This is a genomic window from Pseudomonas fluorescens (assembly GCF_004683905.1).
Taxonomy (GTDB): domain Bacteria; phylum Pseudomonadota; class Gammaproteobacteria; order Pseudomonadales; family Pseudomonadaceae; genus Aquipseudomonas; species Aquipseudomonas putida_A.
Genome location: NZ_CP038438.1, coordinates 5,429,362 through 5,455,509 on the forward strand (window position 1 = coordinate 5,429,362; position 26,148 = coordinate 5,455,509).

Genomic DNA, 26,148 nt, shown 5'->3' on the forward strand with positions numbered 1-26,148 from the left:
CAATACGCCCGTTAAAAGGAGGCGCAATTCTATAGACGCCCCAGATAGGTGTCAACCCAATAAAAAAGCCCCCGCTGAGCGGGGGCTTTTTCAATTCATCAAGCAGACTCTATAAAAGAGAATTACTCGATGATTTTGGCTACGACGCCAGCGCCGACGGTACGACCGCCTTCACGGATAGCGAAACGCAGACCATCTTCCATCGCGATGGTTTTGATCAGGGTAACAGTCATCTGAATGTTGTCACCTGGCATTACCATTTCAACGCCTTCTGGCAGTTCGCAGTTACCAGTCACGTCAGTAGTACGGAAGTAGAACTGTGGACGGTAGCCTTTGAAGAACGGAGTGTGACGACCGCCTTCTTCCTTGCTCAGAACGTAAACTTCTGCGGTGAACTTGGTGTGCGGCTTAACCGAACCCGGCTTAACCAGAACCTGACCACGCTCAACGTCGTCACGCTTGGTACCACGCAGCAGAACGCCGCAGTTCTCGCCAGCACGACCTTCGTCGAGCAGCTTGCGGAACATCTCAACACCGGTGCAGGTGGTGGTGGTGGTGTCACGCAGACCAACGATTTCCAGTGCATCTTGAACGCGAACGATACCGCGCTCGATACGACCAGTCACAACAGTACCGCGACCCGAGATCGAGAATACGTCTTCGATTGGCATCAGGAATGGCTTGTCGATCATACGAACTGGTTCTGGGATGTAGGTATCCAGAGTTTCAACCAGCTTACGAACGGCAGTGGTGCCCATTTCGTTGTCGTCTTTGCCTTCCAGCGCCATACGAGCCGAACCGATGATGATCGGAGTGTCGTCGCCTGGGAAGTCATAAGTGGACAGCAGGTCGCGAACTTCCATCTCAACCAGTTCCAGCAGCTCAGCGTCGTCTACCAGGTCAGCCTTGTTCAGGAAAACCACGATGTACGGAACGCCTACCTGACGGGACAGCAGGATGTGCTCACGGGTTTGTGGCATCGGACCATCAGCGGCCGAGCAAACCAGGATCGCGCCATCCATCTGGGCAGCACCGGTGATCATGTTCTTCACGTAGTCAGCGTGACCTGGGCAGTCAACGTGAGCGTAGTGACGAATAGTCGAGTTGTACTCAACGTGAGCGGTGTTGATGGTGATACCGCGAGCTTTTTCTTCTGGAGCGCTGTCGATCTTGTCGAATTCAACTACGGCCGAACCGAAAACTTCGGAGCAGACGCGAGTCAGAGCAGCGGTCAGAGTGGTTTTACCGTGGTCAACGTGACCGATGGTGCCAACGTTGACGTGCGGTAGGGAACGATCAAATTTTTCTTTAGCCACGACAATTAACTCCTAGCCTAAAGGGGCTGAATCAGCCTTGTTTTTTGGTTACGGATTCGACGATGTGCGACGGAGCCGTATCGTATTTTTTGAATTCCATAGAGTAGCTTGCGCGACCCTGAGACATGGAACGAACGTCGGTCGCATAACCGAACATCTCACCCAGTGGAACCTCGGCACGGATAACCTTGCCGGACACTGTGTCTTCCATACCCTGGATCATGCCGCGACGACGGTTAAGGTCGCCCATTACATCACCCATATAGTCTTCAGGCGTAACAACCTCTACCGCCATGATCGGCTCGAGCAACTCACCACCACCCTTCTGGGCCAGTTGCTTGGTCGCCATGGAAGCAGCCACTTTAAACGCCATCTCGTTGGAGTCGACGTCGTGGTAAGAACCATCGAACACGGTTGCCTTCAGGCCGATCAGCGGATAGCCGGCAACAACGCCGTTCTTCATCTGCTCTTCGATACCCTTCTGGATAGCCGGGATGTATTCCTTAGGAACCACACCACCTACAACTTCGTTCACGAATTGCAGACCTTCCTGACCTTCATCAGCAGGAGCAAAACGGATCCAGCAGTGACCGAACTGGCCGCGACCACCGGACTGACGAACGAACTTGCCTTCGATTTCACAATTCTTCGTGATGCGCTCACGATACGAAACCTGAGGCTTGCCGATGTTGGCTTCGACGTTGAACTCACGGCGCATCCGGTCAACCAGGATGTCCAGGTGCAGCTCGCCCATGCCGGAGATGATCGTTTGACCAGTCTCTTCATCAGTTTTAACACGGAAAGACGGGTCTTCCTGAGCCAGCTTGCCCAGTGCGATACCCATTTTTTCCTGGTCATCCTTGGTCTTAGGCTCTACGGCAACCGAAATAACCGGCTCCGGGAAGTCCATGCGAACCAGGATGATTGGCTTGTCAGCGTTGCAGAGGGTTTCACCAGTGGTGACGTCCTTCATGCCGATCAGGGCCGCGATGTCGCCAGCGCGCACTTCCTTGATCTCTTCACGGGCGTTTGCGTGCATTTGCACCATACGACCCACGCGCTCTTTCTTGCCTTTAACCGAGTTGATCACGCCGTCGCCGGAGTTCAACACGCCCGAGTAAACACGGACGAAGGTCAAGGTACCCACGAATGGGTCGGTAGCGATTTTGAACGCCAGTGCCGCGAACGGCTCGTCGTCACTTGCGTGACGCTCCATTTCCTCTTCCTCGTTATCAGGGTTCGAGCCCTTGATAGCTGGAATGTCGGTTGGAGCAGGCAGGAAGTCGATAACGGCGTCGAGAACCAGGGGAACGCCCTTGTTCTTGAACGACGAACCGCAAACTGCCAGAACGATTTCGCCAGCGATAGTGCGCTGACGCAGAGCGGCCTTGATCTCTTCGATCGACAGCTCTTCGCCTTCCAGGTACTTGTTCATCAGCTCTTCACTGGCTTCGGCCGCAGCCTCAACCATGTTGCTGCGCCACTCAGTAGCCAGCTCGAGCATGTCCGCAGGGATTTCCTTGCGAACAGGAACCATACCCTTGTCAGAGTCGTTCCAGTAAACAGCCTGCATGTTGATCAGGTCGATCTGGCCCTGGAAGTTGTCTTCCGAACCGATAGCCAGCTGAATCGGCACCGGAGTGTGACCCAGACGCTGTTTGATCTGACCGATCACGCGCAGGAAGTTGGCACCAGCACGGTCCATCTTGTTTACGTAAACAAGACGTGGAACGCCGTATTTGTTGGCTTGACGCCATACGGTTTCCGACTGCGGCTCAACACCCGAAGTACCGCAGAATACAACCACAGCGCCGTCGAGTACGCGCAGGGAACGTTCAACTTCAATGGTGAAGTCTACGTGGCCCGGGGTATCGATGACGTTGAAACGGTGCTCGTGCGGGTACTGCTTCTCGGAACCTTTCCAGAAGGCGGTAATGGCAGCAGAAGTAATGGTAATACCACGCTCCTGCTCCTGAACCATCCAGTCTGTGGTCGCGGCGCCGTCATGCACCTCGCCCATTTTGTGACTTTTGCCAGTGTAAAAAAGGACGCGCTCGGTGGTGGTGGTTTTACCAGCATCCACGTGAGCGACGATACCGATGTTACGGTAGCGACTAATCGGAGTAGTACGAGCCATAAAGCCCTCGCAAAATTAGTGAAGCTAAAATTAGAAGCGGTAGTGCGAGAAAGCTTTGTTGGCTTCGGCCATACGGTGCACGTCTTCACGCTTCTTAACAGCAGCACCTTTACCTTCAGCAGCATCCAGCAGTTCGCCAGCCAAGCGCAGAGCCATAGACTTCTCGCCACGCTTACGGGCGAAGTCTACCAACCAGCGCATTGCCAGAGCGTTACGGCGGGAAGGACGAACCTCGACCGGAACCTGGTAAGTAGCACCACCAACGCGGCGCGACTTCACTTCGACCAGCGGAGCGATGGCGTCGAGTGCTTTTTCGAAGAGTTCCAGGGGATCGGTGCCGGCCTTACGAGCCTTCACGGTTTCCAGGGCACCATAAACGATACGCTCGGCAACGGCTTTCTTGCCGCTTTCCATAACGTGGTTCATGAATTTGGCGAGGATCTGGCTTCCGTATTTCGGATCGTCCAGAATCTCACGCTTTGCTGCTACGCGACGTCTTGGCATGATAAGCCCTCAAGCGGTCTTCAGGTTAGTTCGGGACAGATCCAGTGGATGCAAGCCCGACCTTACTCTTATCGACTCAATAAAATGAAAATCTGCAAAACGACCGATTACTTCGGACGCTTGGTACCGTACTTCGAACGACCCTGGTTACGGCCTTTAACGCCGGAAGTATCCAAGGAGCCGCGAACGGTGTGGTAACGAACACCTGGCAAGTCTTTTACACGACCGCCGCGGATCAGTACCACGCTGTGCTCTTGCAGGTTGTGGCCTTCACCACCGATGTACGAGGAAACCTCGAAACCGTTGGTCAGACGCACACGGCATACTTTACGCAGTGCCGAGTTAGGTTTTTTCGGCGTAGTGGTGTACACACGGGTGCACACGCCACGACGTTGCGGGCAGTTCTGCAGCGCAGGTACGTCGGATTTCTCGACGATACGCTTACGCGGCTGACGTACCAGCTGGTTGATAGTTGCCATCTACTAGCTCCACTGTTGTCTTGCGACGCTATTGTCTTGCAAGAAAAGCAAAATGACAGGAACGGATTCCCGCCAAATTTAGGGGATCAAGAGTCTAAAGAGGATCTTGTCCCCAGTCAAGGCAAGGCCCCGACCTCCCCGCCCGTCGAACCTTGACAATTTGTCTCGATTCGACGAACGGAGCGATCAGGGCCTCAGCTTAGTTACCGCAGAACTCAGTTACCGCTCGAGTTCAGCGCTTCGGTCAGTGCAGCTTCCACTTCACTGGCGCTTACGCGCAACGGCTTGTCTGCATCACGACGACGCTTGCGCTCGCTGTGGTACGCCAGACCGGTACCGGCCGGGATCAGACGACCCACAACCACGTTTTCTTTCAGGCCGCGCAGGTAGTCGCGCTTGCCGGTGACTGCCGCTTCGGTCAGTACGCGAGTGGTTTCCTGGAAGGAAGCCGCCGAGATGAACGATTCGGTGGACAACGACGCCTTGGTGATACCCAGCAGAACGCGGGTGAACTTGGAGACAAACTTGTCTTCCGCGCTCAGACGCTCGTTCTCTACCAGAACGTGAGTCAGTTCCATCTGGTCGCCCTTGATGAAACTGGAATCGCCGGACTCGGAGATCTCAACTTTACGCAGCATCTGACGCAGGATGGTCTCGATGTGCTTGTCGTTGATCTTCACGCCTTGCAGACGGTAAACGTCCTGGATCTCGTTCACGATGTACTTGGCCAGCGCGCTCACACCCAGCAGACGCAGAATGTCGTGCGGATCGCTCGGACCGTCGGAGATAACTTCGCCGCGGTTTACCTGTTCGCCTTCGAACACGTTCAGGTGACGCCACTTCGGAATCAGCTCTTCGTACGGATCGCTACCGTCGTTCGGGGTAATGACCAGACGGCGCTTGCCTTTGGTCTCTTTACCGAACGCGATGGTGCCGCTGACTTCAGCCAGAATCGACGCTTCCTTCGGACGACGAGCTTCGAACAGGTCGGCAACACGCGGCAGACCACCGGTGATGTCGCGAGTTTTCGAAGTTTCTTGCGGGATACGAGCGATAACGTCACCGATCGCGATCTTCGCACCGTCCGCAACACCGACCAGGGCGTTGGCTGGCAGGAAGTACTGAGCGATAACGTCAGTGCCTGGCAGCAACAGATCCTTGCCGTTGTCGTCGACCATCTTCACTGCTGGACGGATTTCTTTGCCCGCAGCTGGACGATCTTTCGCGTCGAGTACTTCAATGTTGGTCATACCGGTCAATTCGTCAGTCTGACGCTTGATCGTGATGCCTTCTTCCATGCCCACGTAGGTCACGGTACCTTTCATTTCGGTAACGATCGGGTGAGTGTGCGGATCCCACTTGGCCACGATTGCGCCAGCGTCGACCTTGTCACCTTCTTTAACCGAAATCACAGCACCGTACGGCAGCTTGTAACGCTCACGCTCACGACCGAAGTCATCAGCGATTGCCAGCTCACCGGAGCGGGACACGGCAACCAGGTGGCCATCCACTCGCTCAACGTGTTTCAGGTTGTGCAGACGGACAGTACCGCCATTCTTCACCTGAACGCTGTCGGCTGCGGAAGTACGGCTTGCCGCACCACCGATGTGGAACGTACGCATCGTCAGCTGGGTACCCGGCTCACCGATGGACTGGGCAGCAATAACGCCGACCGCTTCACCGATGTTCACCTGGTGACCACGAGCCAGATCACGGCCGTAGCACTTGGCGCAAATGCCATAGCGGGTTTCGCAGCTGATCGGCGAACGCACGATCACTTCGTCGATGCTGTTCAGCTCGATGAACTCGACCCACTTCTCGTCTACCAGGGTACCGGCAGGAACGATAACGTCCTCGGTGCCTGGCTTGAATACGTCACGGGCAATAACACGACCCAATACGCGCTCACCCAACGGCTCTACAACGTCACCGCCTTCAATGTGCGGAGTCATCAACAGACCGTGTTCGGTGCCGCAATCGATCTCGGTTACAACCAGATCCTGCGCCACGTCTACCAGACGACGAGTCAGGTAACCGGAGTTCGCAGTTTTCAACGCGGTATCCGCCAGACCTTTACGAGCACCGTGAGTCGAGATGAAGTACTGAAGTACGCTCAGACCTTCACGGAAGTTCGCAGTAATCGGCGTTTCAATGATGGAACCGTCCGGCTTGGCCATCAGACCACGCATACCGGCCAGCTGACGAATCTGTGCTGCGGAACCCCGCGCACCCGAGTCGGCCATCATGTACATCGAGTTGAAGGACTCTTGGTCAACTTCATCGCCATGACGGTCGATGACTTTCTCTTTCGAGAGGTTGGCCATCATCGCCTTGGAAACTTCGTCGTTCGCCTTCGACCAAAGGTCGATCACTTTGTTGTACTTCTCGCCCTGGGTTACCAGGCCGGAGGCGTACTGGCTCTCGATCTCTTTCACTTCGTCGGTGGCTGCACCGATGATGCGGGCTTTTTCGTCCGGGATAACGAAGTCGTTAACGCCGATGGAAACGCCGGAGATGGTCGAGTAAGCGAAACCGGTGTACATCAACTGGTCAGCGAAGATCACGGTCTCTTTCAGACCAACCACGCGGTAGCACTGGTTGATCAGCTTGGAGATCGCCTTTTTCTTCATCGGCAGGTTGACGACATCGTACGACAGACCTTTTGGCACAACCTGGAACAGCAGCGCACGGCCGACAGTGGTGTCGACGATACGAGTGTTGCTCACGCTGTTGCCGTCACGGTCGTTGACGGTTTCGTTGATACGAACCTTGACCTTGGCGTGCAGTGCGGCTTCGCCGGCACGGAACACACGGTCAACTTCCTGCAGATCCGCGAACACACGACCTTCGCCCTTGGCGTTGATCGCTTCACGAGTCATGTAGTACAGACCCAATACAACGTCCTGCGACGGAACGATGATTGGCTCACCGTTGGCTGGCGACAGAATGTTGTTGGTCGACATCATCAACGCACGCGCTTCGAGCTGGGCTTCCAGCGTCAGCGGTACGTGCACGGCCATTTGGTCGCCGTCGAAGTCGGCGTTGTACGCGGCGCAGACCAGCGGGTGCAGCTGGATAGCCTTACCTTCGATCAGGACCGGTTCAAACGCCTGGATACCCAGACGGTGAAGGGTCGGTGCACGGTTGAGAAGAACCGGGTGTTCGCGAATCACTTCAGCGAGAACGTCCCAAACCTCTGGCAGTTCGCGCTCGACCATTTTCTTGGCCGCTTTGATGGTGGTCGCGAGACCACGCATTTCCAGCTTGCCGAAAATGAACGGTTTGAACAGCTCGAGAGCCATCTTCTTCGGCAGACCGCACTGGTGCAAACGCAGGGTCGGACCTACGGTAATTACCGAACGACCGGAGTAGTCAACGCGCTTACCGAGCAAGTTCTGACGGAAGCGACCCTGCTTACCCTTGATCATGTCAGCCAGGGATTTCAGAGGACGCTTGTTCGAACCGGTGATAGCGCGGCCACGACGACCGTTGTCGAGCAGTGCATCGACAGCTTCCTGCAACATACGCTTTTCGTTGCGCACGATGATGTCCGGAGCGGACAGATCCAGCAGGCGCTTCAAACGGTTGTTACGGTTAATCACTCGACGATACAGATCGTTGAGGTCGGAAGTCGCGAAACGACCGCCATCCAGCGGGACCAGTGGACGCAGATCTGGCGGCAGAACCGGCAGAACGGTCAGCACCATCCACTCTGGCAGGTTGCCGGAACCCTGGAAGGCTTCCATCAACTTCAGACGCTTGGACAGCTTCTTGATCTTGGTTTCCGAGTTGGTTTGCGGAATTTCTTCGCGCAGACGACCAATCTCGTGCTCCAGGTCGATAGCGTGCAGCAGTTCACGGACAGCTTCAGCACCCATGCGGGCGTCGAAGTCGTCACCGAACTCTTCCAGCGCTTCGAAGTACTGTTCGTCGTTCAGCAACTGACCTTTTTCAAGGGTGGTCATGCCTGGATCGATAACGACGTAGCTCTCGAAGTAGAGAACGCGTTCGATATCACGCAGGGTCATGTCCATCAGCAGGCCGATACGGGACGGCAGCGATTTCAGGAACCAGATGTGGGCAACCGGCGAAGCCAGTTCGATGTGCGCCATGCGCTCACGACGAACCTTGGCCAGCGCAACTTCAACGCCGCACTTCTCACAGATCACACCACGGTGCTTCAAGCGCTTGTACTTACCGCACAGGCACTCGTAATCCTTTACCGGGCCAAAGATCTTGGCGCAGAACAGACCGTCACGCTCAGGTTTGAACGTACGGTAGTTGATGGTTTCCGGCTTTTTAACTTCGCCGAACGACCACGAGCGGATCATCTCAGGCGAGGCCAATCCGATACGGATGGCGTCGAACTCTTCGACTTGACCCTGGTTTTTCAGCAAATTCAGTAGGTCTTTCAAGGCCTTTCCTCCTGGCGGAGCAGAGAGCGGGCAGTCCTGCCCCGCTCTCGATCGCGTCACGTGTTATTCGGTTTCCAGATCGATATCGATGCCGAGGGAACGAATTTCCTTGATCAACACGTTGAAGGACTCGGGCATGCCCGGCTCCATACGGTGATCGCCATCCACGATGTTTTTGTACATCTTGGTACGGCCGTTCACATCGTCCGACTTCACTGTGAGCATTTCTTGCAGAGTGTAAGCGGCACCGTATGCTTCCAGTGCCCAGACCTCCATCTCCCCGAAACGCTGACCACCGAACTGCGCCTTACCACCCAGCGGCTGCTGGGTAACCAGGCTGTACGAACCGGTAGAACGCGCGTGCATCTTGTCGTCTACCAAGTGGTTCAGCTTCAGCATGTACATGTAGCCAACGGTAACTGGACGCTCGAACTTGTTGCCGGTACGGCCGTCAGTCAGCTGCATCTGGCCGCTTTCCGGCAGGTCTGCCAGTTTCAGCATGGCCTTGATTTCGCTTTCCTTGGCACCGTCGAACACTGGAGTGGCCATTGGAACGCCGCCACGCAGGTTCTTCGCCAGATCCAGGATTTCCTGATCGGAGAAGCTATCCAGATCTTCGTTACGACCGCCGATCTGGTTGTAGATCTCGTCGAGGAAGGTACGCAGTTCAGCGACTTTACGCTGCTCTTCGACCATCCGGTTGATCTTCTCGCCCAGACCTTTGGCCGCGAGGCCCAGGTGGGTTTCAAGGATCTGACCAACGTTCATACGCGAAGGTACGCCCAACGGGTTGAGGACGACGTCGACCGGGGTGCCATTGGCATCGTGCGGCATGTCTTCAACCGGCATGATCACGGAGACCACACCTTTGTTACCGTGACGACCGGCCATCTTGTCGCCCGGCTGGATGCGACGACGGATTGCCAGGTAAACCTTGACGATTTTCAGCACGCCTGGAGCCAGGTCATCGCCCTGCTGCAGTTTGCGCTTCTTGTCTTCGAACTTGTCGTCCAGCAGACGGCGGCGATCAACGATGTAGGCCTGAGCCTTCTCGAGCTGCTCGTTCAGAGCATCTTCAGCCATGCGCAGTTTGAACCACTGACCATGCTCAAGACCGTCGAGAACTTCGTCGGTGATGTCCTGACCTTTCTTCAGACCGGCGCCGCCTTCAGCCTTGTGGCCTACCAGAGCGGAGCGCAGACGTTCGAAGGTCGCGCCTTCAACGATACGGAACTCTTCGTTCAGATCCTTGCGGATCTCGTCCAGCTGGGACTTCTCGATCGACAGTGCACGAGCATCACGCTCAACGCCGTCGCGGGTGAAGACCTGTACGTCGATGACAGTACCTTTGGTACCTGTAGGTACACGCAGGGAGGTGTCTTTAACGTCGCTGGCTTTTTCACCGAAGATCGCACGCAGCAGTTTTTCTTCCGGAGTCAGTTGGGTCTCGCCTTTCGGAGTGACCTTACCCACCAGGATGTCGCCTGCGCCGACTTCAGCACCTACGTAAACGATACCGGCTTCGTCCAGCTTGTTCAGTGCAGCTTCACCCACGTTCGGGATGTCTGCAGTGATTTCCTCTGGGCCAAGCTTGGTGTCACGGGCCACACAGGTCAGTTCCTGAATGTGGATCGTGGTGAAGCGATCTTCCTGAACCACACGCTCGGACAGGCAGATGGAGTCTTCGAAGTTGAAGCCGTTCCATGCCATGAACGCGATGCGCATGTTCTGACCCAGTGCCAGTTCACCCATGTCGGTGGACGGGCCGTCGGCCATGATGTCGCTACGCTGAACGCGATCACCCTTTCTCACCAGCGGACGCTGGTTGATGCAGGTGTTCTGGTTCGAGCGGGTGTATTTGGTCAGGTTGTAGATGTCGACACCAGCTTCACCGGTTTCAACTTCGTCATCGGCAACACGAACCACGATACGGCTGGCATCAACAGAGTCGATCACGCCGCCACGACGAGCCACGACGCAAACGCCGGAGTCGCGAGCCACGTTACGCTCCATGCCGGTACCTACCAGCGGCTTGTCAGCACGCAGGGTTGGTACAGCTTGACGCTGCATGTTCGAACCCATCAACGCACGGTTGGCGTCGTCGTGCTCGAGGAACGGAATCAGCGACGCTGCAACCGAAACTACCTGCTTCGGCGAAACGTCCATCAGGGTGACGTCTTCCGGCGCCTTGACGGTGAATTCGTTCAGGTGACGTACGGCTACCAGCTCGTCGATCAGGACTTTCTGGTCGTTCATGGTCGCCGAAGCCTGCGCGATCACGTGATCGGCTTCTTCAATGGCGGACAGGAACACGATCTCGTCAGTGACCACACCCTCTTTCACCACGCGGTACGGGCTTTCCAGGAAGCCGTACTGGTTGGTGCGGGCATAAGCAGCCAAGGAGTTGATCAGACCGATGTTCGGACCTTCCGGCGTTTCAATCGGGCATACACGACCGTAGTGAGTCGGGTGTACGTCACGAACTTCAAAGCCTGCGCGCTCACGAGTCAGACCGCCAGGGCCGAGTGCAGAGACACGACGCTTGTGGGTGATCTCGGACAGCGGGTTGTTCTGGTCCATGAACTGCGAGAGCTGGCTGGAACCGAAGAACTCTTTCACCGCCGCAGCCACTGGCTTGGCGTTGATCAGGTCTTGCGGCATCAGGCCTTCGCTTTCAGCCATCGACAGACGCTCTTTGACCGCACGCTCAACACGTACCAGGCCAACGCGGAACTGGTTCTCGGCCATTTCGCCTACGCAGCGAACACGACGGTTACCCAGGTGGTCGATGTCATCGACGATGCCTTTACCGTTACGGATGTCGACCAGAGTCTTCAGTACCGCGACGATGTCTTCCTTGCACAGCACGCCCGAACCTTCGATCTCGGTACGACCGATACGACGGTTGAACTTCATCCGGCCGACCGCAGACAGGTCATAGCGCTCAGGGCTGAAGAACAGGTTGTTGAACAGGGTTTCGGCAGCGTCTTTGGTTGGCGGCTCGCCTGGACGCATCATGCGATAGATCTCGACCAGCGCTTCCAATTGGTTGCTGGTGGAGTCGATCTTCAGCGTGTCGGAGATGAACGGACCGCAGTCGATGTCGTTGGTGTACAGAGTTTCGATGCGAACAACGCCGGCCTTGGCGATTTTCGCCAGGACTTCGGTCGACAGCTCGGTGTTGCACTCTGCCAGGATTTCGCCGGTAGCCGGATGCACGATGACCTTGGCGGTGGTGCGACCCAGGACGTAGTCCAGAGGCACGTCCAGCTCTTTGATCCCGGCCTTTTCCAACTGGTTGATGTGGCGGGCAGTAATACGACGGCCCTGCTCGACAATAACCTTGCCTTTATCGTCCTGGATATCGAGGACAGCCACTTCACCGCGCAGACGCTGAGGCACCAGTTCCAGGCTCAGGCCTTCGCCTTTAACGTGGAATACGTTGGTGGTGTAGAAAGCGTCCAGCACTTCTTCGGTGGTGTAGCCGAGCGCGCGCAGCAGCACCGAGGCCGGCAGCTTGCGACGACGGTCGATACGCACGAACACGCAGTCTTTCGGGTCGAACTCGAAGTCCAGCCACGAACCGCGGTAAGGAATGATGCGCGCGGAGTACAGCAGTTTACCGGAACTGTGCGTCTTGCCGCGGTCGTGGTCAAAGAACACGCCCGGGGAACGGTGCAGCTGGGAAACGATAACACGCTCGGTACCGTTGATTACGAAGGTACCGTTCTCAGTCATCAATGGGATTTCGCCCATGTAGACTTCTTGCTCTTTGATGTCCTTGATCGCTTTGTTCGACGACTCTTTGTCGAAAATGATCAGGCGCACTTTTACCCGCAAAGGTACGGCGAAAGTTACACCGCGCAATACGCATTCTTTGACATCAAATGCCGGTTCGCCCAGGCGATAACCGACGTACTCCAGCGCAGCATTGCCGGAGTAGCTGATGATCGGGAAAACGGATTTGAAGGCCGCATGCAGGCCCACGTCGCGGAACTGATCTTTAGTCGCTCCCGCTTGCAAGAATTCACGATACGAATCCAGCTGGATGGCCAGGAGGTACGGCACATCCATGACGTCCGGCAACTTGCTAAAGTCCTTGCGGATACGTTTTTTCTCAGTATATGAGTAAGCCATCAGCGTTCCCCAGCTTGGTCACCTGCTTGTTTGGCCCCTCCCGACGGGAGCAGCCAGAAAATCGTGCAAACCCCATGGTTTGCGCCACCGCATCGGGTGGTTACAGCGCCTTTATCAGCACCGACCCAGTCGGCTGCCAATAACGGAAAAAGGCCGGTGGCAAGAGCCACCAGCCATCAGCCTGTCGCTTGACGCTCGGGCTGGAGGAGCAAAGTCGATACTTATTTCAGCTCGACTTTAGCGCCTGCTTCTTCCAGCTTCTTCTTAGCGTCTTCAGCAGCTTCTTTCGAAACGCCTTCAGCTACAACCTGAGGAGCGCCGTCTACTTTCTCTTTGGCTTCTTTCAGGCCCAGACCGGTCAGTTCACGAACTGCCTTGATCACGTTAACCTTCTTCTCGCCAGCTTCCAGCAGAACAACGTTGAACTCGGTTTGCTCTTCAACAGCAGCAGCAGCTACAGCTGGGCCAGCCGAAGCAGCAGCAGCGGTAACACCGAAGGTTTCTTCCATCGCTTTGATCAGCTCAACGATTTCCACTACGGATTTCTGGCCGATTGCTTCGATGATTTGTTCGTTAGTCAGAGACATGACTCAATTCCTGAATTGGGGGACGGCCTACGCGACCATCGAAATAAACAAAAAACGCGAGAAGTTGACGAGCCTTAGGCTGCGGCAGCTTCTTTCTGGTCGCGAATTGCCGCCAGAGTACGAGCCAACTTGCTGGTAGCGCCTTGAATCACGCTCATCAGCTGAGAAATTGCTTCGTCACGGGTCGGCAGAGTTGCCAGTACGTCGATCTGATTAGCTGCGAGGAACTTGCCCTCGAACGCAGCTGCCTTGATCTCGAACTTGTCCTGACCCTTGGCAAACTCTTTGAAGATACGGGCAGCAGCGCCCGGATGTTCGTTCGAGAATGCAATCAGGGTCGGGCCGGTGAACACGTCGTTGAGAACACTGTATTCAGTGTCAGCAACAGCGCGCTTGAGCAGGGTGTTACGTACAACACGTACGTAAACGCCAGCTTCACGAGCCTCTTTACGGAGTCCGGTCATTGCGCCTACTGTTACGCCACGGGCATCAACCACGACAGCGGACAGAGCGACTTTGGCAGCCTCGTTGACTTCAGCGACGATGGCCTTCTTGTCTTCGAGATTAATTGCCACGGGTTTAACTCCTGCTTGTTACCGTTTCACTCGGTCGAAACCGAATGTCGTTTTGGTGTCTGATTCGGTAAGGAACCGGGAGCACCATCTGCGTAGGCTTGTGGTTTAAGGCTTGCGCCGCCTACGGTCTTGGATAGCCCCCGCCAGGCAGGGACCCCAATCTTTCAATTGGCGCGAATAATCGCACCAACCTTTGTCTTACGCGTCCAGCGAGCTCTGGTCGATAACCAGACCTGGGCCCATAGTGGTGCTCAGGGTAACGCGCTTGACGTAAATACCTTTCGAGGAAGCTGGTTTGATACGCTTCAGATCAGCGATCAGGGCTTCAACGTTTTCCTTCAGCTTGACGGCATCGAAGCCGATCTTGCCAACGGAGGTGTGGATGATGCCGTTTTTGTCGGTGCGATAACGAACCTGACCAGCCTTGGCGTTTTTAACCGCGGTAGCTACGTCTGGAGTTACGGTGCCGACTTTCGGGTTAGGCATCAGGCCACGTGGACCGAGGATCTGACCCAGTTGACCTACAACGCGCATGGCATCCGGGGATGCGATCACTACGTCGTAGTTCAGGTCGCCGCCTTTCATTTCGGCAGCCAGGTCGTCCATACCTACACGGTCAGCGCCGGCAGCCAGAGCGGCCTCAGCAGCTGGACCCTGGGTGAACACAGCAACGCGAACGGTCTTGCCAGTGCCGTGTGGCAGCACAGTAGCGCTACGAACAACCTGGTCGGATTTACGCGGGTCTACACCCAGGTTTACAGCAACGTCGAACGACTCGCTGAACTTGACAGTCGACAGCTCAGCCAGCAGAGCAGCAGCGTCTACAATGTTGTAGGCCTTGCCTGCTTCGATTTTGCCGGCGATAGCCTTTTGACGCTTGGTCAGCTTAGCCATTACACACCCTCCACGTTAAGGCCCATGCTACGAGCAGAACCGGCGATAGTACGCACGGCTGCATCCATATCAGCTGCAGTCAGATCCGCGTTTTTGGTTTTCGCGATTTCTTCCAGCTGAGCACGGGTAACAGTGCCAACCTTAACGGTGTTCGGACGAGCGGAACCGCTGGTCAGACCGGCCGCCTTCTTCAGCAGAACCGAAGCAGGGGTGGATTTGGTTTCGAAAGTGAAGCTACGGTCGCTGTAAACAGTGATGATCACTGGAGTCGGCAGACCTGCTTCAAGACCCTGAGTACGGGCGTTGAAAGCCTTGCAGAATTCCATGATGTTCACGCCGTGCTGACCCAGAGCAGGACCAACAGGTGGGCTTGGGTTAGCCTGAGCGGCCTTCACTTGCAGCTTGATGTAAGCGGTAATCTTCTTGGCCATGAGGCACTCCAATTACGGGTTCGAACGCCTCGAAAGGCTCCCCGGTTACTTGCGCGTTTATCCCAGTGACGACAAAACCCCACAGCCTAGGGCTGCGGGGTTGGGATGCTTGTTCAGCTAGACCTTTTCGACCTGACTGAACTCCAACTCTACCGGAGTAGAGCGACCGAAAATAAGCACTGCCACCTGGACACGGCTCTTTTCGTAGTTAACTTCTTCGACTGTGCCGTTAAAGTCAGCGAATGGACCGTCAGTAACGCGAACTACCTCACCCGGCTCAAACAGAGTCTTCGGCTTCGGCTTATCGCTACCATCAGCCACGCGACGCAGAATGGCTTCCGCCTCTTTGTCGGTGATTGGAGCAGGCTTGTCGGCGGTACCGCCAATGAATCCCATCACCCGAGGAGTATCCTTGACCAAGTGCCAAGTACCCTCATTCATATCCATCTGTACCAGCACATAGCCTGGGAAGAACTTGCGTTCGCTTTTGCGCTTCTGGCCATTACGCATTTCAACCACTTCTTCAGTGGGAACCAGAATTTCGCCGAAGCCATCTTCCATGCCAGCCAGCTTAACGCGCTCAATCAGCGAGCGCATGACATGCTTCTCGTAACCCGAGTAAGCATGCACAACGTACCAACGCTTAGCCACGGGACACCCTTAGCCGACAATCAAGGAAACAAGCCAACCGAGCAGGGAATCAACACCCCACAACAGCAACGCCATAACGATAACCACAGCAACAACGATCAACGTTGTCTGCGTGGTTTCCTGGCGAGTTGGCCATACGACTTTACGAATCTCGGTGCGCGCTTCCTTAACCAGTACAAAGAACGACTTGCCCTTTGCAGTCTGCAGGCCTACAAAGGCAGCTACAGCAGCAATTACGAGCAAAGCGAGTACACGGTACAGGATCGGCGAAGCAGCGTAATACTGATTGCCAACTACACCCACAACCACCAAAGCGGCTACCACAAGCCACTTGAGCAGATCGAAGCGAGAGCCTTGAGCTTCAGCCTTAGGAGTCATCTATGAAGATCCTGTGAAAAGAAAGCCAGACACACCGAGTGAATCTGGCAGGTCAGGAGGGAATCGAACCCCCAACCTACGGTTTTGGAGACCGTCGCTCTGCCAATTGAGCTACTGACCTAAAACAAAATCAGGCCGACCATTATGCCGGCCCGAAAAATACATTACAACCGCTTATTCGATGATTTTAGCTACGACGCCAGCGCCGACGGTACGACCGCCTTCACGGATAGCGAAACGCAGACCATCTTCCATCGCGATGGTTTTGATCAGGGTAACAGTCATCTGAATGTTGTCACCTGGCATTACCATTTCAATGCCTTCTGGCAGTTCGCAGTTACCAGTCACGTCAGTAGTACGGAAGTAGAACTGTGGACGGTAGCCTTTGAAGAACGGAGTGTGACGACCGCCTTCTTCCTTGCTCAGAACGTAAACTTCTGCGGTGAACTTGGTGTGCGGCTTAACCGAACCCGGCTTAACCAGAACCTGACCACGCTCAACGTCGTCACGCTTGGTACCACGCAGCAGAACGCCGCAGTTCTCGCCAGCACGACCTTCGTCGAGCAGCTTGCGGAACATCTCAACACCGGTGCAGGTTGTGGTAGTGGTGTCACGCAGACCAACGATTTCCAGTGCATCTTGAACGCGAACGATACCGCGCTCGATACGACCAGTCACAACAGTACCGCGACCCGAGATCGAGAATACGTCTTCGATTGGCATCAGGAATGGCTTGTCGATCATACGAACTGGTTCTGGGATGTAGCTGTCCAGAGTTTCAACCAGTTTCTTGACGGCAGTGGTGCCCATCTCGTTGTCGTCTTTGCCTTCCAGCGCCATACGAGCCGAACCGATGATGATTGGAGTGTCATCGCCCGGGAAGTCGTAGGTGGACAGCAGGTCGCGAACTTCCATCTCAACCAGTTCCAGCAGCTCAGCGTCGTCTACCAGGTCAGCCTTGTTCAGGAAAACCACGATGTACGGAACGCCTACCTGACGGGACAGCAGGATGTGCTCACGGGTTTGTGGCATCGGACCATCAGCGGCCGAGCAAACCAGGATAGCGCCGTCCATTTGAGCAGCACCGGTGATCATGTTCTTCACATAGTCAGCGTGACCTGGGCAGTCAACGTGAGCGTAGTGACGGATCAGCGAGTTGTACTCAACGTGTGCGGTGTTGATGGTGATACCGCGAGCTTTTTCTTCTGGAGCGCTGTCGATCTTGTCGAATTCAACTACGGCCGAACCGAAAACTTCGGAGCAGACGCGAGTCAGAGCAGCGGTCAGAGTGGTTTTACCGTGGTCAACGTGACCAATGGTCCCTACGTTGACGTGGGGCAGGGAACGATCAAATTTTTCCTTAGCCATCGATAACACCCTCAACAGAAGAATTAGACGAACGATATCTACCATTAAAACAAAGGCAGATATTTTCATATCTGCCTTGTTATATGGAGCTCTTGAGCGGATTTGAACCGCTGACCTCACCCTTACCAAGGGTGTGCTCTACCAACTGAGCTACAAGAGCGTAACACTTTGCACAACCTGCAAACTTGGAGCGGGTAGCGGGAATCGAACCCGCATCATCAGCTTGGAAGGCTGAGGTTCTACCACTAAACTATACCCGCGGAGCTTGCAGCTCACGCTAAAAATGGTGGAGGGGGAAGGATTCGAACCTTCGAAGTCGTAGACGTCAGATTTACAGTCTGATCCCTTTGGCCGCTCGGGAACCCCTCCTAAGCGAGCCGGCATTCTATACTATGCCGACCTTCTGTCAAGCATTTTCTCATTAAAAACCTGAGGTTAGCTGCGTTGACACCGCTCTACTTGGACAACCTGTTTAGGTGTTCGCTGTGGAGCGGGCGCCATTCTATGCAAACTATTCCAGCGGTGCAACCCCCTCACACAGCATTATTTTATGTTTTAACTCATTGAATTCCTTGGAAAGGTTCTGCAACTGCACATCCCCCAATAAACGCTGGCTCTCGGGCGCAATGCGTAACCAATATCCAGGCTCGGGAAGATCCTTTTGCGATGCCTGAACCTTCACACTCATGCCCGCTAGACGCATCTGTAGCGCGGAAAGGCTGCTTTCTTGAGTCAAACCACCCAAAAACAGACACTCCTGTCCGGCATGGCGCGCGCCTTGCACTCCCGCCGAGTCACCAGTCGCCTCACTCAATAAGCGAATATCTTGCTGGGACCCGCGGTACATGCTGAGAGGAGTGACATCTTTTGCACGCAAGGGCGCCTCCTGCTGATGCCAGACGTAATAGAACACATTGAGAACAACGAGCAGCAGGAACAACCAACGCATACAAACCTCAAGTTAAAGGACACGCCATCGCCAACCCTACAAATACCAGGTCAGGGACGATCCGAGCATCAGGCACGACGTCCGCCACCAATCCAGCATCGCCACCGGTAATAAAGACAGCAAAGCGCTCCCCCCAATAGGATCGAGCCATTTCCATCTGGGTCAGAACGAAACCTCTCAACATTAAAGAGCACCCTCGCTCCACCGCCTCGACGGTACTGCGCCCCGGAGCATGGCTCGTCAACGCTTTTTCGGCAGCCAAGTCCCCATAACGGATTTTCCGGGTATGCGTACGTAACTGGTTACGCATCAAGGGCATTCCTGGGCAAATGAATCCCCCAAGGTGCTCACCTTCGGCATTAATAAAGTCGGCCGTCACAGCAGTGCCAAAATCCAGAATCAGACAGGCGCCGGCAGCCAGATGAAAGCCACCGAGCATCGCCAACCAGCGATCCAGTCCCAAGCGTTCATAGTCGTCATAGCCATTCCTGACACCAGACATTTCACTGGCCGACTTGGCGCACACGACCGAGATGCAGAACGTCTGCTCGAGAATTCGGGTGAGCGCAGCAGTTTCTTCGCTGGTTCTTACGCTGACCAACCGACATTTGCGCAACGACAGGTTCTCAAATGCGCACAAGCTATCCACCAGAGCTTGATCCGAGTCGACAACACCTTCCGCGAAAAGACCGCCAGCAGCCGTATTCAATACGCGCCACTTGATAAAGCTATTCCCACAGTCGAGCTCAAGAATCATCACGCAACCTCAGACTGAGCTCACCACCACTAAATACTTTTTCCACGCCGCCCACCTTCAAGCGCAGCGCACCCTGGCTATCAATACCAAGCACTACGCCTTCTATATGACTAACGCCCGCAACCAAAGAAACCGGGCGACCTTGCCACATGTGATCCTTTTCCCATTCCTCCTGGAACGCAGAGAAACCATGGACCTGATGACGCTGGATATAACCGCGCAGTTGGTCGCTCAGCTCAGCCACCAAGACGTTGCGATCGCAGGCTTGACCCGTCTCGAGTCGAATTGACGTCCATTGCTGGTCAACTTCCTCAGCAACCTGCATGTTCACATTAATGCCTATACCCAGCACCACATGGCAAACATCTGCCGGATCCCCTACTAGCTCAAGAAGAATACCGGCGATTTTCTTGTTCCCGACCAGCACATCGTTGGGCCACTTCAATCCTGCGCCCGCCACCCCCAGCTTTCGCAGGGCATGCATAACAGCCAAACCGACCACCAGACTCAAGCCCTCAAGCTGGCGCATGCCACCTTCAATGCGCAGGACCAGGCTGTAGTAGAGATTTTCAGCAAAAGGGCTTACCCATTTGCGGCCTCGGCGACCGCGACCGGAAATCTGTCGTTCGGCCAATACCAGAAACGGCGCCGCTCGACCCTGATTGATCGCGCGAAGCGCCTCTGCGTTAGTGGAATCGATGGAATCAAAGACTGTAATCGGCCAAACCGCTGCTAAGGCACTAATCTTCAGGGGGTCGAGGAGCGTCAAGGGTGCAGCCAGTTGATAGCCTCTGCCCCGGACTTTGTTTATGGACAACCCGAGCTCAGCCTCAAGATGCTGAAGCTGCTTCCACACCGCACTTCGACTGATTCCCAGGGTAACCCCCAGAGCCTCGCCGGAATGGAATCGACCATCCTTTAATAGATTCAACAACGTCAGCATGCAGGTCTCGCCTCACAATGAGGTCCGAATAATAGCCATGAGCCGGGCGATTGCATAGAAATCAAGCGCACCACTTTCCTGCGGGCAAAACAAAACCCCAACTGCTTTCGCAATTGGGGTTTCGGAATTTAATCTTGACGATGACCTACTCTCACATGGGGAAACCCCACACTACCATCGGCGATGCATCGTTTCACTTCTGAGTTCGGGATGGGATCAGGTGGTTCCAACGCTCTATGGTCGTCAAGAAATTCGGGTACTGACTCGTGACCGGTTGGCCTCGCTTCAGCAAATCGGGTATGTGATACAGGTGTTTTGTGAGCATCGCGAACTTTCGGTTCATTGCGTCTTCACACACCGCAATCTGGTCTCTTTCGAGCATGCAGATTGCTTGGGTGTTATATGGTCAAGCCTCACGGGCAATTAGTATTGGTTAGCTCAACGCCTCACAGCGCTTACACACCCAACCTATCAACGTCGTAGTCTTCGACGGCCCTTCAGGGAACTCAAGGTTCCAGTGAGATCTCATCTTGAGGCAAGTTTCCCGCTTAGATGCTTTCAGCGGTTATCTTTCCCGAACATAGCTACCCGGCAATGCCACTGGCGTGACAACCGGAACACCAGAGGTTCGTCCACTCCGGTCCTCTCGTACTAGGAGCAGCCCCTCTCAAATCTCAAACGTCCACGGCAGATAGGGACCGAACTGTCTCACGACGTTCTAAACCCAGCTCGCGTACCACTTTAAATGGCGAACAGCCATACCCTTGGGACCGGCTTCAGCCCCAGGATGTGATGAGCCGACATCGAGGTGCCAAACACCGCCGTCGATATGAACTCTTGGGCGGTATCAGCCTGTTATCCCCGGAGTACCTTTTATCCGTTGAGCGATGGCCCTTCCATACAGAACCACCGGATCACTAAGACCTACTTTCGTACCTGCTCGACGTGTCTGTCTCGCAGTCAAGCGCGCTTTTGCCTTTATACTCTACGACCGATTTCCGACCGGTCTGAGCGCACCTTCGTACTCCTCCGTTACTCTTTAGGAGGAGACCGCCCCAGTCAAACTACCCACCATACACTGTCCTCGATCCGGATAACGGACCTGAGTTAGAACCTCAAAGTTGCCAGGGTGGTATTTCAAGGATGGCTCCACGCGAACTGGCGTCCACGCTTCAAAGCCTCCCACCTATCCTACACAAGCAAATTCAAAGTCCAGTGCAAAGCTATAGTAAAGGTTCACGGGGTCTTTCCGTCTAGCCGCGGATACACTGCATCTTCACAGCGATTTCAATTTCACTGAGTCTCGGGTGGAGACAGCGCCGCCATCGTTACGCCATTCGTGCAGGTCGGAACTTACCCGACAAGGAATTTCGCTACCTTAGGACCGTTATAGTTACGGCCGCCGTTTACCGGGGCTTCGATCAAGAGCTTCGCGTTAGCTAACCCCATCAATTAACCTTCCGGCACCGGGCAGGCGTCACACCCTATACGTCCACTTTCGTGTTTGCAGAGTGCTGTGTTTTTAATAAACAGTCGCAGCGGCCTGGTATCTTCGACCGGCATGAGCTTACGGAGCAAGTCCTTCACCCTCACCGGCGCACCTTCTCCCGAAGTTACGGTGCCATTTTGCCTAGTTCCTTCACCCGAGTTCTCTCAAGCGCCTTGGTATTCTCTACCCAACCACCTGTGTCGGTTTGGGGTACGGTTCCTGGTTATCTGAAGCTTAGAAGCTTTTCTTGGAAGCATGGCATCAACCACTTCGTCACCTAAAAGGTAACTCGTCATCAGCTCTCGGCCTTAAGATCCCGGATTTACCTAAGATCTCAGCCTACCACCTTAAACTTGGACAACCAACGCCAAGCTGGCCTAGCCTTCTCCGTCCCTCCATCGCAATAACCAGAAGTACAGGAATATTAACCTGTTTTCCATCGACTACGCTTTTCAGCCTCGCCTTAGGGACCGACTAACCCTGCGTCGATTAACGTTGCGCAGGAAACCTTGGTCTTTCGGCGTGGGTGTTTTTCACACCCATTGTCGTTACTCATGTCAGCATTCGCACTTCTGATACCTCCAGCAAGCTTCTCAACTCACCTTCACAGGCTTACAGAACGCTCCTCTACCGCATCACTTGCGTGATACCCGTAGCTTCGGTGTATGGTTTGAGCCCCGTTACATCTTCCGCGCAGGCCGACTCGACTAGTGAGCTATTACGCTTTCTTTAAAGGGTGGCTGCTTCTAAGCCAACCTCCTAGCTGTCTAAGCCTTCCCACATCGTTTCCCACTTAACCATAACTTTGGGACCTTAGCTGACGGTCTGGGTTGTTTCCCTTTTCACGACGGACGTTAGCACCCGCCGTGTGTCTCCCATGCTCGGCACTTGTAGGTATTCGGAGTTTGCATCGGTTTGGTAAGTCGGGATGACCCCCTAGCCGAAACAGTGCTCTACCCCCTACAGTGATACATGAGGCGCTACCTAAATAGCTTTCGAGGAGAACCAGCTATCTCCGAGCTTGATTAGCCTTTCACTCCGATCCACAGGTCATCCGCTAACTTTTCAACGGTAGTCGGTTCGGTCCTCCAGTCAGTGTTACCTAACCTTCAACCTGCCCATGGATAGATCGCCCGGTTTCGGGTCTATTCCCAGCGACTAGACGCCCTATTAAGACTCGCTTTCGCTACGCCTCCCCTATTCGGTTAAGCTCGCCACTGAAAATAAGTCGCTGACCCATTATACAAAAGGTACGCAGTCACCCAACAAAGTGGGCTCCCACTGCTTGTACGCATACGGTTTCAGGATCTATTTCACTCCCCTCTCCGGGGTTCTTTTCGCCTTTCCCTCACGGTACTAGTTCACTATCGGTCAGTCAGTAGTATTTAGCCTTGGAGGATGGTCCCCCCATATTCAGACAAAGTTTCTCGTGCTCCGTCCTACTCGATTTCATGACTAAGAGACTTTCGCGTACAGGGCTATCACCCACTATGGCCGCACTTTCCAGAGCGTTCCGCTAATCTCAAAGCCACTTAAGGGCTAGTCCCCGTTCGCTCGCCACTACTAAGGGAATCTCGGTTGATTTCTTTTCCTCAGGGTACTTAGATGTTTCAGTTCCCCTGGTTCGCCTCTTGCACCTATGTATTCAGTACAAGATAACCATCTTATGATGGCTGGGTTCCCCCATTCAGACATCTCCGGATCAAAGTCTGTTTGCCGACTCCCCGAAGCTTTTCGCAGGCTACCACGTCTTTCATCGCCTCTGACTGCCAAGGCATCCACCGTATGCGCTTCTTCACTTGACCATATAACCCCAAGCAATCTGGTTATACTGTGAAGACGACATTCGCCGAAAATTCGCAAAACTCTTAAGAGTCACTCACAAATTTTACCTTAGCCTGATCCGTTACCAGTGAAAGTAACGTTCAGTCTATCTTTCTATCACATACCCAAATTTTTAAAGAACGATCTAATCAAAAGACTAGAAATCAGCATTCACCATCACAGCGATGGAATGCTCATTTCTAAGCTTTCAAACTTCAGAAGCAGTGGTGGTGGAGCCAAGCGGGATCGAACCGCTGACCTCCTGCGTGCAAGGCAGGCGCTCTCCCAGCTGAGCTATGGCCCCGTATTTCTACAGGTTTCCCACACAAAAATTGGTGGGTCTGGGCAGATTCGAACTGCCGACCTCACCCTTATCAGGGGTGCGCTCTAACCAACTGAGCTACAGACCCAATTTCGGGCTGCTTCTATCGTCTTCTTCAATGAATCAAGCAATTCGTGTGGGAACTTATGGAGCAGCTGATGTCGTCGATTAAGGAGGTGATCCAGCCGCAGGTTCCCCTACGGCTACCTTGTTACGACTTCACCCCAGTCATGAATCACACCGTGGTAACCGTCCTCCCGAAGGTTAGACTAGCTACTTCTGGTGCAACCCACTCCCATGGTGTGACGGGCGGTGTGTACAAGGCCCGGGAACGTATTCACCGCGACATTCTGATTCGCGATTACTAGCGATTCCGACTTCACGCAGTCGAGTTGCAGACTGCGATCCGGACTACGATCGGTTTTGTGGGATTAGCTCCACCTCGCGGCTTGGCAACCCTCTGTACCGACCATTGTAGCACGTGTGTAGCCCAGGCCGTAAGGGCCATGATGACTTGACGTCATCCCCACCTTCCTCCGGTTTGTCACCGGCAGTCTCCTTAGAGTGCCCACCATTACGTGCTGGTAACTAAGGACAAGGGTTGCGCTCGTTACGGGACTTAACCCAACATCTCACGACACGAGCTGACGACAGCCATGCAGCACCTGTCTCAATGTTCCCGAAGGCACCAATCCATCTCTGGAAAGTTCATTGGATGTCAAGGCCTGGTAAGGTTCTTCGCGTTGCTTCGAATTAAACCACATGCTCCACCGCTTGTGCGGGCCCCCGTCAATTCATTTGAGTTTTAACCTTGCGGCCGTACTCCCCAGGCGGTCAACTTAATGCGTTAGCTGCGCCACTAAGAGCTCAAGGCTCCCAACGGCTAGTTGACATCGTTTACGGCGTGGACTACCAGGGTATCTAATCCTGTTTGCTCCCCACGCTTTCGCACCTCAGTGTCAGTATCAGTCCAGGTGGTCGCCTTCGCCACTGGTGTTCCTTCCTATATCTACGCATTTCACCGCTACACAGGAAATTCCACCACCCTCTACCATACTCTAGCTTGCCAGTTTTGGATGCAGTTCCCAGGTTGAGCCCGGGGATTTCACATCCAACTTAACAAACCACCTACGCGCGCTTTACGCCCAGTAATTCCGATTAACGCTTGCACCCTCTGTATTACCGCGGCTGCTGGCACAGAGTTAGCCGGTGCTTATTCTGTCGGTAACGTCAAAATTGCAGAGTATTAATCTACAACCCTTCCTCCCAACTTAAAGTGCTTTACAATCCGAAGACCTTCTTCACACACGCGGCATGGCTGGATCAGGCTTTCGCCCATTGTCCAATATTCCCCACTGCTGCCTCCCGTAGGAGTCTGGACCGTGTCTCAGTTCCAGTGTGACTGATCATCCTCTCAGACCAGTTACGGATCGTCGCCTTGGTGAGCCATTACCTCACCAACTAGCTAATCCGACCTAGGCTCATCTGATAGCGCAAGGCCCGAAGGTCCCCTGCTTTCTCCCGTAGGACGTATGCGGTATTAGCGTTCCTTTCGAAACGTTGTCCCCCACTACCAGGCAGATTCCTAGGCATTACTCACCCGTCCGCCGCTGAATCCAGGAGCAAGCTCCTTTCATCCGCTCGACTTGCATGTGTTAGGCCTGCCGCCAGCGTTCAATCTGAGCCATGATCAAACTCTTCAGTTCAAACATCTTTGGGTTTTTAAGAAACCCTAAACTTGGCTCAGCAATCGTTGGTTACATCTTTGATTTCTCGCGGAGTAACTTGTGATGCTGATAATCTTGTTGACTATCAGTCTGACTCCACAAGCACCCACACGAATTGCTTGATTCAGTTGTTAAAGAGCGGTTGGTTAAGATCTTTCATCTCAACCGAGGCGCGCATTCTACAGCAGCCTCATTTGCTGTCAAGTGATTATTTTCAGAAATTTTCGAAGTTTTCTTCAACAACTTCAACCACTTGCGCTTCCGA

General features: G+C 54.4%; 16 protein-coding genes, 6 tRNA genes and 3 rRNA genes. All 25 read right to left on the reverse strand.

Going from position 1 to position 26,148, the window contains the following annotated elements:
* Positions 1–122: 122 nt before the first annotated feature.
* On the reverse strand, positions 123–1,316 hold the full coding sequence (gene tuf / locus E4T63_RS25155; protein ID WP_024014521.1) for an elongation factor Tu: 1,194 nt from the start codon (positions 1,314–1,316) through the stop codon (positions 123–125).
* A gap of 31 nt (positions 1,317–1,347) precedes the next feature.
* On the reverse strand, positions 1,348–3,453 hold the full coding sequence (gene fusA / locus E4T63_RS25160; protein ID WP_007962223.1) for an elongation factor G: 2,106 nt from the start codon (positions 3,451–3,453) through the stop codon (positions 1,348–1,350).
* A 30-nt stretch (positions 3,454–3,483) separates the two neighbouring features.
* Complete coding sequence (gene rpsG, locus E4T63_RS25165) at positions 3,484–3,957, reverse strand: 30S ribosomal protein S7 (protein WP_003228745.1); 474 nt, start codon at positions 3,955–3,957, stop codon at positions 3,484–3,486.
* Positions 3,958–4,064: 107 nt separating this feature from the next.
* Entirely contained in the window at positions 4,065–4,436 is a 372-nt protein-coding gene (rpsL, locus tag E4T63_RS25170) for a 30S ribosomal protein S12 (RefSeq protein ID WP_003186084.1), read from the reverse strand.
* A 215-nt stretch (positions 4,437–4,651) separates the two neighbouring features.
* Positions 4,652–8,851, reverse strand: coding sequence for a DNA-directed RNA polymerase subunit beta' (rpoC, locus tag E4T63_RS25175; RefSeq protein WP_027614261.1), 4,200 nt, complete (start codon positions 8,849–8,851; stop codon positions 4,652–4,654).
* A 63-nt stretch (positions 8,852–8,914) separates the two neighbouring features.
* Complete coding sequence (gene rpoB, locus E4T63_RS25180) at positions 8,915–12,988, reverse strand: DNA-directed RNA polymerase subunit beta (protein WP_098965865.1); 4,074 nt, start codon at positions 12,986–12,988, stop codon at positions 8,915–8,917.
* 221 nt (positions 12,989–13,209) lie between these two features.
* Positions 13,210–13,575, reverse strand: a complete 366-nt coding sequence (rplL, locus tag E4T63_RS25185) for a 50S ribosomal protein L7/L12 (protein WP_007962228.1) — start codon at positions 13,573–13,575, stop codon at positions 13,210–13,212.
* 74 nt (positions 13,576–13,649) lie between these two features.
* Positions 13,650–14,150 carry a 50S ribosomal protein L10 gene (gene rplJ / locus E4T63_RS25190; RefSeq protein ID WP_003228752.1) on the reverse strand — a complete coding sequence of 167 codons (501 nt, stop codon included), beginning with the start codon at positions 14,148–14,150 and terminating at the stop codon, positions 13,650–13,652.
* A 198-nt stretch (positions 14,151–14,348) separates the two neighbouring features.
* Positions 14,349–15,044, reverse strand: a complete 696-nt coding sequence (gene rplA / locus E4T63_RS25195) for a 50S ribosomal protein L1 (protein WP_003228754.1) — start codon at positions 15,042–15,044, stop codon at positions 14,349–14,351.
* Positions 15,044–15,475, reverse strand: a complete 432-nt coding sequence (gene rplK / locus E4T63_RS25200; protein WP_003228756.1) for a 50S ribosomal protein L11 — start codon at positions 15,473–15,475, stop codon at positions 15,044–15,046. Before rplK ends, rplA begins: the two co-directional genes overlap by 1 nt.
* A 117-nt stretch (positions 15,476–15,592) precedes the next feature.
* Positions 15,593–16,126, reverse strand: coding sequence for a transcription termination/antitermination protein NusG (gene nusG / locus E4T63_RS25205; RefSeq protein ID WP_025113545.1), 534 nt, complete (start codon positions 16,124–16,126; stop codon positions 15,593–15,595).
* Between the two features lie 9 nt (positions 16,127–16,135).
* Positions 16,136–16,504, reverse strand: a complete 369-nt coding sequence (secE, locus tag E4T63_RS25210) for a preprotein translocase subunit SecE (RefSeq protein WP_041074957.1) — start codon at positions 16,502–16,504, stop codon at positions 16,136–16,138.
* 45 nt (positions 16,505–16,549) lie between these two features.
* A tRNA-Trp gene (locus tag E4T63_RS25215) sits at positions 16,550–16,625 on the reverse strand.
* 53 nt (positions 16,626–16,678) lie between these two features.
* Entirely contained in the window at positions 16,679–17,872 is a 1,194-nt protein-coding gene (tuf, locus tag E4T63_RS25220; RefSeq protein ID WP_135296669.1) for an elongation factor Tu, read from the reverse strand.
* A gap of 84 nt (positions 17,873–17,956) precedes the next feature.
* Positions 17,957–18,032, reverse strand: a tRNA-Thr gene (locus E4T63_RS25225).
* 26 nt (positions 18,033–18,058) lie between these two features.
* Positions 18,059–18,132 (reverse strand) — tRNA-Gly (locus tag E4T63_RS25230).
* Positions 18,133–18,156: 24 nt separating this feature from the next.
* A tRNA-Tyr gene (locus tag E4T63_RS25235) sits at positions 18,157–18,241 on the reverse strand.
* A 142-nt stretch (positions 18,242–18,383) separates the two neighbouring features.
* Positions 18,384–18,821: a hypothetical protein gene (locus E4T63_RS25240; protein ID WP_027614313.1), complete on the reverse strand. Its 438-nt coding sequence runs from the start codon at positions 18,819–18,821 to the stop codon at positions 18,384–18,386.
* A 7-nt stretch (positions 18,822–18,828) separates the two neighbouring features.
* On the reverse strand, positions 18,829–19,578 hold the full coding sequence (locus E4T63_RS25245) for a pantothenate kinase (RefSeq protein ID WP_098965871.1): 750 nt from the start codon (positions 19,576–19,578) through the stop codon (positions 18,829–18,831).
* Positions 19,568–20,521 carry a bifunctional biotin--[acetyl-CoA-carboxylase] ligase/biotin operon repressor BirA gene (birA, locus tag E4T63_RS25250; RefSeq protein ID WP_135296670.1) on the reverse strand — a complete coding sequence of 318 codons (954 nt, stop codon included), beginning with the start codon at positions 20,519–20,521 and terminating at the stop codon, positions 19,568–19,570. The genes E4T63_RS25245 and birA overlap by 11 nt, the downstream gene beginning before the upstream one ends.
* Positions 20,522–20,653: 132 nt before the next feature.
* A 5S ribosomal RNA gene (rrf, locus tag E4T63_RS25255) occupies positions 20,654–20,769 on the reverse strand.
* A gap of 154 nt (positions 20,770–20,923) precedes the next feature.
* A 23S ribosomal RNA gene (locus tag E4T63_RS25260) occupies positions 20,924–23,815 on the reverse strand.
* A gap of 247 nt (positions 23,816–24,062) precedes the next feature.
* A tRNA-Ala gene (locus tag E4T63_RS25265) sits at positions 24,063–24,138 on the reverse strand.
* A gap of 29 nt (positions 24,139–24,167) precedes the next feature.
* Positions 24,168–24,244: transfer RNA gene (locus E4T63_RS25270), tRNA-Ile, on the reverse strand.
* Positions 24,245–24,325: 81 nt separating this feature from the next.
* A 16S ribosomal RNA gene (locus E4T63_RS25275) occupies positions 24,326–25,862 on the reverse strand.
* Together the 16S, 23S and 5S rRNA genes with 2 tRNA genes alongside form the textbook arrangement of a ribosomal RNA operon.
* Positions 25,863–26,148: the final 286 nt, after the last annotated feature.

Excerpts from the sequence above, each read along its gene's own strand:
- fusA (WP_007962223.1), bottom strand. The coding sequence starts at position 3,453 with ATGGCTCGTACTACTCCGATTAGTCGCTACCGTAACATCGGTATCGTC.
- rpsG (WP_003228745.1), bottom strand. The coding sequence starts at position 3,957 with ATGCCAAGACGTCGCGTAGCAGCAAAGCGTGAGATTCTGGACGATCCG.
- rpsL (WP_003186084.1), bottom strand. The coding sequence starts at position 4,436 with ATGGCAACTATCAACCAGCTGGTACGTCAGCCGCGTAAGCGTATCGTC.
- rpoB (WP_098965865.1), bottom strand. The coding sequence starts at position 12,988 with ATGGCTTACTCATATACTGAGAAAAAACGTATCCGCAAGGACTTTAGC.
- rplL (WP_007962228.1), bottom strand. The coding sequence starts at position 13,575 with ATGTCTCTGACTAACGAACAAATCATCGAAGCAATCGGCCAGAAATCC.
- rplA (WP_003228754.1), bottom strand. The coding sequence starts at position 15,044 with ATGGCTAAGCTGACCAAGCGTCAAAAGGCTATCGCCGGCAAAATCGAA.
- rplK (WP_003228756.1), bottom strand. The coding sequence starts at position 15,475 with ATGGCCAAGAAGATTACCGCTTACATCAAGCTGCAAGTGAAGGCCGCT.
- secE (WP_041074957.1), bottom strand. The coding sequence starts at position 16,504 with ATGACTCCTAAGGCTGAAGCTCAAGGCTCTCGCTTCGATCTGCTCAAG.
- tuf (WP_135296669.1), bottom strand. The coding sequence starts at position 17,872 with ATGGCTAAGGAAAAATTTGATCGTTCCCTGCCCCACGTCAACGTAGGG.
- E4T63_RS25240 (WP_027614313.1), bottom strand. The coding sequence starts at position 18,821 with ATGCGTTGGTTGTTCCTGCTGCTCGTTGTTCTCAATGTGTTCTATTAC.
- E4T63_RS25245 (WP_098965871.1), bottom strand. The coding sequence starts at position 19,578 with ATGATTCTTGAGCTCGACTGTGGGAATAGCTTTATCAAGTGGCGCGTA.
- birA (WP_135296670.1), bottom strand. The coding sequence starts at position 20,521 with ATGCTGACGTTGTTGAATCTATTAAAGGATGGTCGATTCCATTCCGGC.